Raw genomic sequence first — 12,498 nt, forward strand, 5'->3', positions numbered from 1 at the left:
TTATTTGTTCTTTTTAAAAGTTATCACATTATACGTTTTACTCATTTTCTCATAGAATAAACGCTTATCTCGTTTGAAAATATGCAATGCAAAATGCAATAAGATTAAACCATTGAAAATAAAGAATAGTAAAAGGAAAATTATCTCTAATTGCTCATTTAATACTCTAGAAGCAATTAAAATATAATTGATACCACCAATCCCGTAATATAACAGGCCATAGCGTTTACATAATTCAATGAAAGTAATTCTCTCTCCTTGCCCTTTTACTCTAAAATGAAGAATCCATTTCCCAATTGTTTTCCCATTTGTGAAATAAGGAACAACAATAAAATAAACGAATATCCAAACGAAGCCAAGTAAAAGCTCGTCCAATTTTTCAGCAGGGTTAAATATAAATGCTATGGAAACTTTCACATTGAATATTAAAGAAGTCACAATCCCAATAACAAACCAATCCATCCAAAGAGCAAGGAAGCGTCGTGTCATACGAACTGGTTTATTTTCAAAATCAACTTTTTCATCCATCGCATGTACATCTGGTAGGAAATAAGTAAATATTGGTGCAATCATATATCCTGCAAATCCACCAAGCGTATTTAAGAATAAATCATCAACATCAAATAAACGATATGGACAATTATACAATCCATAGAATCCTGTTAATTGTGTAACTTCGAAGAATAAGGAAACAAAAAATGTAATAATAACAGTTTGTAACAGATTACGACGGAAATAATATCGTAAATAAACGCCTAATGGTAACAATAAAAGAAAATTAAATGCTACCTGTAAAAATGCACGCTCTTTCAAAATTCCAATGTATGACATTGGATTTGCAAAATTCACCTTTGTTTCTCTCAAAATGTCCATGATTGAAGTAAAAGGTGTTATTTGATAATGCTGTGTTCCTGGACGTTGCATACTACACGTATCAAACGTAGCCGGAAACGGTAAAATAATTAAATAATAGGCCGCCATTGAAAATAATAATAAAGAGTACAAAACAAACATACGTAAATAATTAATATACCCATGCTTCCGATACTGCCAAATTAAAAAAGGAATTAATAAAATAAACCCAGCGATTGGAAAGGTAATTATCGCTGTCTTAATCGGGAATAAATAAGCACCCAATTTCTTCACCTCCAAAATATACAACATTCGCTATTATAACAAATTTTTCTTTTTATTCCATTTTCAGTTTTATTTGTTTTTTCATTCAATTTATTTGGTTTTCAAGTTAACTTATTACTCATCAAAAAGACCCTAAAGAATTACTACTTACCAGTAATTCTTTAGGGTCTTTTCATGTATGCAAAAAAACATCTACATGAAGGTTCCTTACAAAAATGTAAGATTCCAGTTAGATACATCGATGTTTGCAACTTTTAATCACTTGTACACTAACAATAGTTAACCAAGCAACACTTCGACATTAATCTGCTGTCATCGCAAATTTAATACATGCACTAAAAATCATTATAGAAAGGATAGGTAGATTATGAATGTAATAAAACAAAGCTTACCTCAAAAAAATCGAATTGTTGATTTAGATGTCATACGAGGTTTTGCCTTAATTGGTATTTTCTTAGTGAATATAGCTGAATTTAGTCAGAGATCGGGTGCTGGACAATTAAGCGATGCTAATTGGATTAACATTTTAGCAACAGGGAAGTTTTATGCTATCTTCTCTTTACTTTTTGGAGCAGGTTCAGCTCTTTTCTTAAGCCGTGCGAAAGCCAAAGGGCAACCTTATTCCTTGTATATACGTCGTATGATTATATTAGTTGTCATTGGGCTCTTACACGCTAGTATTTGGTCAGGAGATGTACTTGTTCCCTATGCAATTGTAGGATTAGTGCTACTATCACTTCATAAAATTCCTGGTAAATGGTTATTAGGCATTTCTCTAACCTTCCATGTAATCGGAATTATTGTGAGTATTATGTCTTATGATTATTTGTACGGAGGGAACTTGAATGTACCTCCACTCTTGAATGTTCTTCAAGTCATTACTACGTTAACAGGATTTCTAATTTATTTTATTGAGGGTTTTTCACTCATGCAGATGGATATTTTCACAAAATTAAGGAAGAATCCAAAGCTTCATACAATACTTTTAATTGTAGTAGGCAGTATTTCAATCACTGGAGTAACTTTCCAATTTCTCACAGAAGGCGCCAAACTGTCATTCATCATATTGACCATTTTACAGCCTTTCCTAGCACTAACTTATATTTTAATTTTAATGGCTCTGTTAAAAAGTAAACTAGGAAGCGTTGTACTCCATCCGTTACAAGCCTATGGAAAAATGGCCATGAGTAATTACTTGGGACAAACTTTTGTAGGAATTTTTATCTTACCATTATTCGTCAAAAGCATGGATCTCGCTTTCCTTATGATTAATGTCTGCCTATTAACATGGATTGTTCAAATTATACTGAGTAACGTTTGGTTAAAATATTTTAATTTTGGACCTATAGAATGGATTTGGCGCTGCTTAACTTATTGGAACTTAGTGCCTATCCGAAAAAATAATAGAAAAAATAACATATAGGAGGCTATAAAAATGCAAAGACCTGTTGTAGACGTAAAAAATGTTCAGAAAGTATATGGTAAAAAAGGTGAGAATCAATCATATGCCTTAAAAGGTGTATCATTTTCAATCCGAGAAGGTGAATTTGTCGGTATCATGGGACCATCTGGATCTGGAAAAACAACATTACTAAATGTAATTTCTACATTAGATAATGCAACGGACGGAAAAGTTGAAATTGCTGGAACTGATATTACAAAAATGAAGCAAGGTGCACTCTCTGATTTCCGCTCCAAAAAATTAGGATTTATTTTTCAAGACTTTAATCTTTTAGAAAATTTATCAATCTATGAAAATATTGCATTGCCACTTTCCTTGCAAGGTGTTCCTTCTCGAAAGATTGGACCAAAAGTAACGAAAGTAGCAGAGATGTTAGGAATTTCATCATTACTGCAAAAGTATCCTTCAGAAGTATCTGGTGGACAAAAGCAACGTTCTGCTGCTGCACGTGCACTCGTTCATGAACCAGCGATTATTTTAGGAGATGAACCAACAGGAGCACTTGATTCTAAAAATGCAACGAGCCTTTTAGATGCAATGAAAAGTCTTAATGAAGAGCAAAATGTTTCAATTATGATGGTTACCCACGATCCATTTAGCGCAAGTTACTGCCAGCGCATTTTGTTCATTCAGGATGGAGAGCTGTATAAAGAACTACATCGTACAACAAACCGTGAAATGTTTTATAAAGAAATTTTAAATGTACTTGCTGATTTGGGTACACAAAAAGCATAAGAAAGGAATTTACAACATGTTACTCAAACTTTCCATGTCAGGACTAAAAAGTAAAATAAGAGACTACATTGTCTTATTAATTGGGCTTGTTATGTCCATTTCAATCTTTTACATGTTCCAAACACTAGCAATGAATGATTCATTTATTAAAGCAAATTCGATGATTAGCTCTATTGGGATCATCTTCCAAGTTGGTTCATTTTTATTGGCAACTATCACGTTTTTCTATATCCTATATGCCAATTCATTTTTACTGTCATTAAGACAAAAAGAGTTCGGTATGTATATGATGTTAGGTGCGAAAAAATATAAAATTACGCTACTCATGTTTATGGAAACTTTAGCTATCGGGATCACTTCACTTATTATTGGGATTGGAATCGGTATCGGACTTTCTAAAGGAATTGGACAACTTCTTATGAAAGAATTAGAATTTGCTTCCGATGGATACCACGCTCTTTATATTCCATCTATTCGTGTAACAGTAATATTTTTCTTCATCCTGTTTTTCTTAGCTGCCATTATGAATATAGCGAAACTATCTCGCATTACAATATTACAACTCGTTCATTCTGAGATGAAAATAGACAAGCCTTCCGTAAAAGGGATTAAAACATTCTTTGTAGCAGTAATTGGTGCTGGTTCATTAGCAATTGGATATGCAGCATTAATAAATATAAAGGCTTTATCATTAGCTGGATTTCCTATCGCTACAGTAGCAACGACATTAGGAACATATCTTATTTTCATCTCTTTATTACCGCTAACTATTAGATTACTGAAAAAAATTAAACCATTAAATGAAAAAGGATTAAACTCATTTACTTTTTCTCAATTAAGCTTCCGCGTAAATGATTTAACAAAGGTATTAGCAACTGTAGCAATGTTAATTGCACTTGCAGTTGGAGCAATTGCTGGCGGAATGGCTTTTAAAAACAATATTAGCCTAACTACTGATATTGCTAGCCTATACGACGTATCAGTTCATAATCCAACAGCAGATGAGAAAAAAATATTAAACAAGATCAAATTTGAAGAAAAAGCGAACTATCGCTACAAAGTAGATCAAAAATTCGTTTATTACTTGAAAGAAGACTTAGAAAAAAATCGCCCTCTTGTTCAAAATGGTTTCGGGCAAAAGAAAGTCGGTCAAGTAGAACGAACTGCAAATGAACTTCCAGTCGGAGCAATTGTAAAGAAAGGTGCAAATGATACAATTGGTGGTCTTGCTCTTTCTGAAGAATGGAAGAATGCATTCAAAGAAATACAACCTGAATACTTATACAAACAACAACATATAAAAATTGTAGACCAAAAAATGTACAATCAAATAACAACAAAGGAACAAAATGTTGTAATTGGAAAAACAAATGATTTCGCAGCGTATAAGAAAGAATGGAAAGAACTTGATCAATTACAATTAGCAAAATATAAACATATAACTAAAGATCAATTAAATAGTAAATTTAGCTTTTACGAAATTATGTACACTTTCACAAGTGGTACAGTCTTTATGGGCTTTTTCTTAGGAATTGCTTTCTTAGCTATGATGGCAAGTTGCTTAATGTTCAAAATCCTATCTGGTGCAACGAAAGATACAAAGCGCTATCAAATGTTACGTAAAATAGGAGTTCGTCGTGAGCTATTAGCGAGATCAATCTATAAAGAGTTATTATTAGTATTCTTATTCCCAGCTACCATTGGTATCTCCCATGTAATTGTTGGTATGAATATGTTCTCTTTCATTTTGATTGACCCATACTTCCGCATTTGGGTTCCACTGGCAATTTTTGCGGTGATCTATACTATTTACTACTTAATTACAGTTCAATTGTACAAAGGTATTGTACTTCCGAAAGAAAGATAATAAAAAAGCTGGTGACATGCTGTCATCAGCTTTTTTATCCCCTATATCCATCATCCATCTACTATGCTAATATATGTACTTGATTCTATTTTTAATTTTCAACACCTGAGTTGAATAAATGAAAGGAGCTATGTTATTGCAACATGTGAAACAACTACTGAGAAATTTTTTATATTTTTTCTTCAGTAAACAAATTGAAAAGTTTCTAACCTATAATTTAAGAAAAAAAACAAATACATTTATTCGTATCGCTATTTATATTTATTTGGGAACCAAAATTATTTCCCTACTCTTTAATTTTAAGACATCTTACGGAGTAGGGCTCTTTAATATCGGCTGGCTTATAAGCATGTCACTCTATCTATATTTCGCTAAAAATATTTACTTCGAAATGAAACAAGAGCATCAAAAAGTGAAAGAGCTAACCTTCTTTTCTCTCTTTGACTCCAATAAAGATTTACCTTATCGAAGATATATTTACAAGTGTTATACAAAAATATTGTATAGCTTGCTTATCGCTGCATCAAGCTTCAATAGCTTATTACAAATTAATGCATCCATCTCACCGTCTATTTCAGACCTAGTCTCTAATGTGATGCATATGATTTTACTTCTAAGTGCAGTCACAGTAACCAGCCTTTATCTTGCACTACAATGGACAAATATATTAATGACAATACTATTAATACTCTCTTCTGTTATCACTGGAGCGATAATAAGTACTGGTTTATTATCAACAATAGGCAGTTTAACTCATTTTAATCTTTTAAATAACTTTTCCATCATTTTAACAATTTTCATTGGCATTATTGTTCAAATGGGAATTGTATGGATACGCCCTCCCTATCAGCTAAGTCGTACAGAAAATGCTTTTTTTATATCCAATTCAATGATTGCTACAACGCTATTATTACTAGTTATTTTTATTCAAGATATTTCTGTACTAACTGGCGGAGAAACGAATTTAGAAAAGAAAGCTCAATTAGCCTTATTACCTTATACAATTGGTGCAACCATTAATTTTATGTATATAAAGTTTAAATCTAATCGTATCGCCCAAAAAGCAGAAAAAAACATGCTAGAAGTTATTTATTTGTTAGAAGAAAATGATATCAATCGTCTTTCTCCTACACAAAAACAAAAAATAGTTACTAAAATCAAGAAATGTGTCTATTACGGTGGCACATCCTTCCGCTTACTTCTCCTTATGAGTCCAGAAACGAAACGATTTATAAAAAACATGAAGTTAGATGAGAGAACTCCATAAAAGCATCTATCTCCGGCCTCGGCTATTCTTTCAATAGAATAGCCTTTTTTCATACTTCTGTAAGATTCCTTACAATACTGTAAGCCAATCGTTAGTTACTTCGATGTTTCCAATCTTACATTTTATATAAACTAAAAGTAGATAATCAATCAACAATAAAAACACTTTTAAAGGAGCGAATTCTCATGAAAGAAAACCAAGACTTATTATTCAACCAAATTGTTACCGTTTCTTGCTTAGGCGGCTTCGTTTTACTATCTGGTGTTGCGGCTATTACTAAAATTGCTCAACAACTTTTCATGTAATATATCTTCATTACTACTTTAAATTTAAAATCATTCAAGATGACTAAAAATCACTTTTTATATAGATAGATTTCAAAATAAGGGTTCCTTACAAAAATGTAAGTTTCCAGTTAGATACATCGATGTTTGCAAACATTTATTCCTTGTAAACTAATAACTAGTTAGTCCAATTTAAACACACAAATAACTTATAGAGGAGTTTTCATATGAAAAAATTACTTGCTTCATGCGCTACTTTTGCACTATTCGCTAGCTTTGCGGTTGGTTGTGATTTATCTTCCCCAATCAAAATGGGTTCAAAGGAATACTACGTTCAAATCCAAGGTGAGGGTAAAATGGAAGATAATCAACGCCTTTATACTTTACCTACTTACGATGAAAACGGAAATGAAAAAACAGTTACATTTAGTAGCCAAAAGAGAGAAAATGATAAAAAACTTAAAGAAAATGCATTTTTACGCCTTTACATTAAACAAGAGGATGAAAAGAAAACAGATATACCAAACACAGAAGTTAAATCTTATGAAGAAGTACAGAAATCAGATTTACCTGCAAAAACAAAAGAGAAATTAGGTATAAAATAACAGATGATTATCAAAAAAAATAAAAGGAGTAGCTCTTATTAAATAAGAGCTACTCCTTTTATTTTTTGGAAGCATTAGTTTACCACAAACAAAAAGAACCATAACCTCACCAACCTGGCAAGATTATGGTTCATATCATACAAAATAAAAAACCACCAAATATGTATTGGTGGAGACGGTGGGAGTCGAACCCACGTCCAAAAATATCGGCACTTAAGCTTCTACGAGTGTAGTCGATATATTAGCATTTCGCGAACTCTTCAGCCTATCGACAGGCTTCCAAGTTGCTAGTCTGGTTGTTCTCTTCCTTTGTCCTCAGACGGCGAACTCCGGCGTAGTCCACTTAGTTTGAGTCCCTTACCCTACCACATGGACGATGGAGGGAGGAACCTTTAGTGCAATTAAGCAGCTAAAGAAAGATTGTTTTGTTTGCCAATTATAGGCTTTGACGTTTTAACGAGGCCGATCCCCTCGACTCGCAACCTAAGCTCGAACTATCCCTGTCGAATCCGTAACGTCCCCATGATAAAAATGGAGCATACGAAGAAAATTTCGTGATAGCTACTAAGAGCTGTTTTTCAATGTGCAACAATCTTACATAAGTTATTATAACATACGCGCGCCGTTTTACAAATGTAAATATCTGTATTACATCTTTTGGCGATCACGGAACGCGCGTGCAATTTCACGTTTAGCTTCTTTCTCTTTTAAATCGTGACGTTTATCGTATTGTTTCTTACCTTTTGCTAAACCAAGTGCCATTTTCGCAAATCCATTTTTTAAATAGATTTTAAGTGGAACTAATGCATATCCTGTTTCTTTTGCAGCTCCTGCTAATTTATCAATTTCTTTTTTATGCAGAAGTAACTTTCTCGTACGAAGCGGATCGTGGTTGAAACGATTTCCTTGTTCGTACGTACTAATATGCATATTATGAACCCATACTTCACCATTATGTACACGTGCAAACGCATCTTTCAAGTTCACTCGTCCAGCGCGAATTGACTTAATTTCCGTTCCTTGAAGGACAAGCCCTGCTTCGTATGTTTCTTCGATGAAATAATCATGAAAAGCTTTTTTATTTTGTGCAATAACCTTACCTGAACCTTTTGGCATATAACGTCCCTCCTCTATTTTTACTATTGTAACAAATGTTGATAAAAAGCGGAAGTGGCTCGTTCAGAATGTGAGGTGGATGGAGCTTCTGACCTTGAGGCGTTCTTTGCCTCTAGAGAAGAAGCGAAGCCGCCGAACATTCTAGCCACTGGAGCTGGATTCCAATAAAAAGCGAAAGTGGCTCGTTCTCCAGCCACTAAGAAAAAAGAAAAAGCCCCGCTTTTTATCAAAGCGAAGCCATCCTTTTCTTACTTACGCTTTTTCTTCTTCTTCTTGAATCCTGGTACGTTTTCGAAGAATGCTTTTTTCTTCTTGCCGTTACCATCTTTTTTCCCTGGTTGGCTAGCGGACGCGGATGCAGATCCTCTTCCTTTACCTTTGCCACCACGGTCAAATTTTCTACCTGTGCCACGTTCTCCGCCGCGCTCATTACTGCGTTCGCTACGTCCGCCGCGTTTCTTTCTGCCTGTTCTTGGCTGTTCAATCACGACTGGACGATCTTTGAACTTACGACGAGGCGTACCTTTCATGCCAACGATTTCAAAGTCGATTGCTCGCTCGTCTTTGTTTACGTTAATAACGCGAATTGTAATTTCGTCACCGATGCGGAATACGTTACCTGTACGTTCTCCGATCATTGCGAAATGCTGCTCATCATAACGATAGTAATCATCCGTTAAGTAGCTAACGTGTACAAGACCTTCAATTGTATTTGGAAGCTCTACGAATAAACCGAAGTTTGTTACAGAGCTAATCATACCGTCATACTCTTCGCCGATCTTATCAAGCATATATTCTGCTTTTTTCAGCTCGTCTGTTTCACGTTCTGCTTCAACTGCACGACGCTCCATATTAGAAGAGTGCTCTGCAATCTCAGGTAATTTTTCACGCCATTTTGCTTGTGTTTCATTGTCGACTTTACCGTTAATGATGTATTCACGAATTAATCGATGAACAATCGTATCTGGGTAACGACGAATTGGTGATGTGAAATGTGTGTAGAACTCAGTTGATAAACCAAAGTGACCTAAACTTTCTGCATCGTAACGCGCTTGCTTCATAGAACGAAGCATAACTGTTGAAATGACTACTTCTTCAGGCTGCCCTTGAACCATTTCAAGAATTTGTTGCAGCGCACGAGGATGTACTTCATTTGCACGTCCTTTTACTGCATATCCAAAGTTCGTTACAAACTCAAAGAAACGCTCTAGCTTATCTTCTTTCGGATCTTCATGGACACGGTACATGAATGGTACGTTCATCCAGTGGAAATGCTCTGCTACTGTTTCGTTTGCAACAAGCATAAATTCTTCAATTAACTTCTCTGATACAGAACGATCACGCATAACAACGTCTGTCGGTTTTCCTTCTTCATCTACTAATACTTTCGCTTCTTTAAAGTCAAAGTCGATTGCACCGCGGCGCATACGTTTTTCACGTAAAATTTGTGCTAATTGCCCCATCTCTTTAAACATAGGCACTAACGGCTCATAACGCTTAATTAGCTCTTCGTCCTCATCTTCTAAAATGCTTCTTACGTCAGCATACGTCATACGCTCTGTCGTTTTAATTACACTTTGGAAAATCTCGTGTTTGACAACGTCACCTAAATTGTTAATTTCCATTTCACAAGATAACGTCAGACGGTCTACTTTCGGATTTAATGAACAAATACCGTTAGATAGACGATGCGGAATCATCGGGATTACACGGTCAACAAGATACACACTCGTCGCTCTCTCCGCTGCTTCTACATCAATTGGAGAACCTTCTTGAACATAATGGCTTACATCCGCAATGTGAACGCCAAGCTTATAGTTACCGTTCTCAAGCTTCGTTACTGTAACAGCGTCATCTAAATCTTTCGCGTCTGCACCGTCAATCGTTACGATCATTTGGTCACGCAGGTCACGGCGATCTTTTAAATCTTCCTCTGAAATCGTTTCTGGTACACTGTTTGCGTGTTCCATCACTTCTTCAGGGAACGCTAAAGGTAAATGATGTTTATGAATAACAGATAAAATATCTACTCCTGGGTCATTTTTATGACCTAGAATTTGAACAACTTCACCTTCTGCACTTAAACGATTCTCTGGATAGCTCGTAATTTTCACAACTACTTTATGACCTTCTACAGCACCCATTGATGCGCTTTTCAATACGAAAATGTCACTTGTCCAGCGTTTATTGTCAGGTATAACAAATCCAAAGTTTTTCGATTCTGTATATGTACCAACTAATTCTTTCGTTCCGCGTTCTAAAATGCGTACAATGGAACCTTCTTGACGCGAACCACTCGATTGGGAACTAAGGCGTGCCAATACTGTATCGCCGTGAAGTGCACCGTTTAATTCTGTAGGCGGGATGAAAAGATCATCGTCTCCTGTTTTCTTCTCGTCTGGTACAACAAATGCAAAACCACGCGCATGTCCAATTAACTTACCACGTATTAAATTCATCTTTTCAGGAAGACCGTAACGGTTGCTACGAGTACGAATAACAAGTCCCTTTTCTTCCATCGTTACAAGTGCTTTTACGAAATCTTTAAAGCCCTCAGAACCTTCAATCCCAAATGCCTCTTCTAACTCTTGTATCGTTAGCGGTTTATACGCTTCTTCTCTCATAAATAATAACAACTTATCAATATGTTCTTGTATGATTTCTTCCAAGCAAAAATACCTCCTTTAAAACCTTATATTATTTAGTGTATCCGAAAGATAGGGGATGTATAAAGCGAAACTTCAATACTCCCCTTATGATTTTTACAGTTTTCACAAAAAATTCCTTATGAAAAAAAGAGGCAACTAGATCTTACCAATCTAGTTGCTCCAAGAAGTTATATACATCCTCATGTAGCTCGTCACGCTGCTTATCAAGTGTAATGACATGCGTAGAGTCTTCATACCATTTAATGTCTTTTAACGTTGATTCTACACCGTTATAAATAATGTTCGCACTATCTGTATTAATCATTTCATCATGACGCGCTTGTACAACAAATGTTGGTGCATAAATCATGTCCACATTGTTACGTACGTCAGCAATTAATTGTTGTAATGCTTTTAATGTATTCATCGGTGTCTTTTGGAATTCCAACATTTCTTGTTCGATTTGCTCTGGTGATTTTTGCTCACGCTTTTTATATTCGCGGGCATATGCCAATATACCTTGGTACATCGTTTCTTCACTCTTAATATACATTGGTGCACACATCGGCACTACACCTAAAACCGGTACTGTATAACCTAATTTTAGTGAAAATACTCCGCCAAGTGACAATCCAACCACAGCAATTTTCTCAAAACCTTTATCTTTTAAAAGCTGATATGCCTCCGTTACATCTTGCCACCAATCTTCAGGACCTGTATGAACAAGCTCTTCTGGTGGTACACCGTGCCCTTTATAAATTGGGGCATGACAAGTGTAGCCTTTCTTTTCTAAGAAACGCCCTAACATACGTACATCAGCTGAGTTTCCTGTGAATCCATGTAGTAATAAAACAGCGCGGTCTCCACCCTCAAATGTAAATGGTTTCGGAGATGCTAATTTCATCATGTACTTCTCCTCTTTCTCTTCTGTAATCTAGTCGTATTCTTTCTATATCTAGTGTACCATATTTATATTTCTATAATCTAATTAGAAACATCTTTCAAATGGCAAAACAAAAAAAGAAGAACCATTAGTACATCCTACTAACGCTCCTTCTTTCAATTCTATAAGTTTAAGTACGTAACACCAATTGTTAATGCGAAGAACAATACAGCTAAAACAATTGTAATACGGTTTAATACCGCTTCAATTCCACGTGCTTTTTGCTTACCAAATAATTGCTCTGCACCGCCTGAAATTGCACCTGAAAGGCCTGAGCTATTACTAGACTGCATAAGTACCATAACAATCATTAAAATCGATACAATAATAAGTAAAACGGATAATAACGTATGCACTTGGCGTACCTCCTACAAAGATTCAGTTATTGTAACTGTAGCATAAATTCTATAGAAAAGCGAGAGCTATAAGGTTGC

The 12,498-nt window shown here is 35.1% G+C and carries 11 protein-coding genes and 1 other RNA gene; 6 read left to right on the forward strand and 6 right to left on the reverse strand.

Going from position 1 to position 12,498, the window contains the following annotated elements:
• Entirely contained in the window at positions 1-1,137 is a 1,137-nt protein-coding gene (locus PSR14_RS27545) for a VanZ family protein (protein WP_086707189.1), read from the reverse strand.
• 367 nt (positions 1,138-1,504) lie between these two features.
• Between PSR14_RS27545 and PSR14_RS27550 the strand changes: the two genes are divergently transcribed.
• The 6 genes from PSR14_RS27550 (at position 1,505) to PSR14_RS27575 (ending at position 7,357) form a co-directional block, all read left to right on the forward strand.
• The gene (locus tag PSR14_RS27550) at positions 1,505-2,560 is read left to right on the forward strand and encodes a DUF418 domain-containing protein (RefSeq protein ID WP_001100769.1); all 1,056 of its coding nucleotides are present in this window, start codon (positions 1,505-1,507) and stop codon (positions 2,558-2,560) included.
• A 12-nt stretch (positions 2,561-2,572) separates the two neighbouring features.
• On the forward strand, positions 2,573-3,334 hold the full coding sequence (locus tag PSR14_RS27555) for an ABC transporter ATP-binding protein (protein ID WP_001189526.1): 762 nt from the start codon (positions 2,573-2,575) through the stop codon (positions 3,332-3,334).
• 16 nt (positions 3,335-3,350) lie between these two features.
• Positions 3,351-5,201 carry an FtsX-like permease family protein gene (locus PSR14_RS27560; RefSeq protein WP_000924824.1) on the forward strand — a complete coding sequence of 617 codons (1,851 nt, stop codon included), beginning with the start codon at positions 3,351-3,353 and terminating at the stop codon, positions 5,199-5,201.
• Positions 5,202-5,331: 130 nt separating this feature from the next.
• Positions 5,332-6,468: a hypothetical protein gene (locus tag PSR14_RS27565; protein WP_033671959.1), complete on the forward strand. Its 1,137-nt coding sequence runs from the start codon at positions 5,332-5,334 to the stop codon at positions 6,466-6,468.
• 185 nt (positions 6,469-6,653) lie between these two features.
• Positions 6,654-6,773: a DUF4027 family protein gene (locus tag PSR14_RS27570; protein WP_000662451.1), complete on the forward strand. Its 120-nt coding sequence runs from the start codon at positions 6,654-6,656 to the stop codon at positions 6,771-6,773.
• Between the two features lie 206 nt (positions 6,774-6,979).
• Positions 6,980-7,357, forward strand: coding sequence for a YxeA family protein (locus PSR14_RS27575; RefSeq protein ID WP_000734548.1), 378 nt, complete (start codon positions 6,980-6,982; stop codon positions 7,355-7,357).
• A 167-nt stretch (positions 7,358-7,524) separates the two neighbouring features.
• On the opposite strand, the gene ssrA is transcribed toward PSR14_RS27575, so the two are convergent.
• From ssrA to secG, 5 genes are all read right to left on the reverse strand, one after another.
• Positions 7,525-7,879: a transfer-messenger RNA gene (gene ssrA, locus PSR14_RS27580) on the reverse strand.
• Between the two features lie 126 nt (positions 7,880-8,005).
• Positions 8,006-8,473 carry an SsrA-binding protein gene (smpB, locus tag PSR14_RS27585; RefSeq protein WP_001123901.1) on the reverse strand — a complete coding sequence of 156 codons (468 nt, stop codon included), beginning with the start codon at positions 8,471-8,473 and terminating at the stop codon, positions 8,006-8,008.
• Positions 8,474-8,721: 248 nt separating this feature from the next.
• The gene (gene rnr, locus PSR14_RS27590; RefSeq protein ID WP_000391094.1) at positions 8,722-11,142 is read right to left on the reverse strand and encodes a ribonuclease R; all 2,421 of its coding nucleotides are present in this window, start codon (positions 11,140-11,142) and stop codon (positions 8,722-8,724) included.
• Between the two features lie 142 nt (positions 11,143-11,284).
• A complete protein-coding gene (gene estA, locus PSR14_RS27595) occupies positions 11,285-12,025 on the reverse strand; it encodes a carboxylesterase (protein ID WP_000761976.1) in 741 nt (246 codons plus the stop codon).
• Between the two features lie 161 nt (positions 12,026-12,186).
• Positions 12,187-12,420 (reverse strand): preprotein translocase subunit SecG, encoded by a 234-nt coding sequence (secG, locus tag PSR14_RS27600; RefSeq protein ID WP_000557262.1) that lies wholly within the window; start codon positions 12,418-12,420, stop codon positions 12,187-12,189.
• Between the last annotated feature and the right edge of the window lie 78 nt (positions 12,421-12,498).

The organism is Bacillus sp. A01H, assembly GCF_045277205.1.
GTDB lineage: Bacteria > Bacillota > Bacilli > Bacillales > Bacillaceae_G > Bacillus_A > Bacillus_A paranthracis.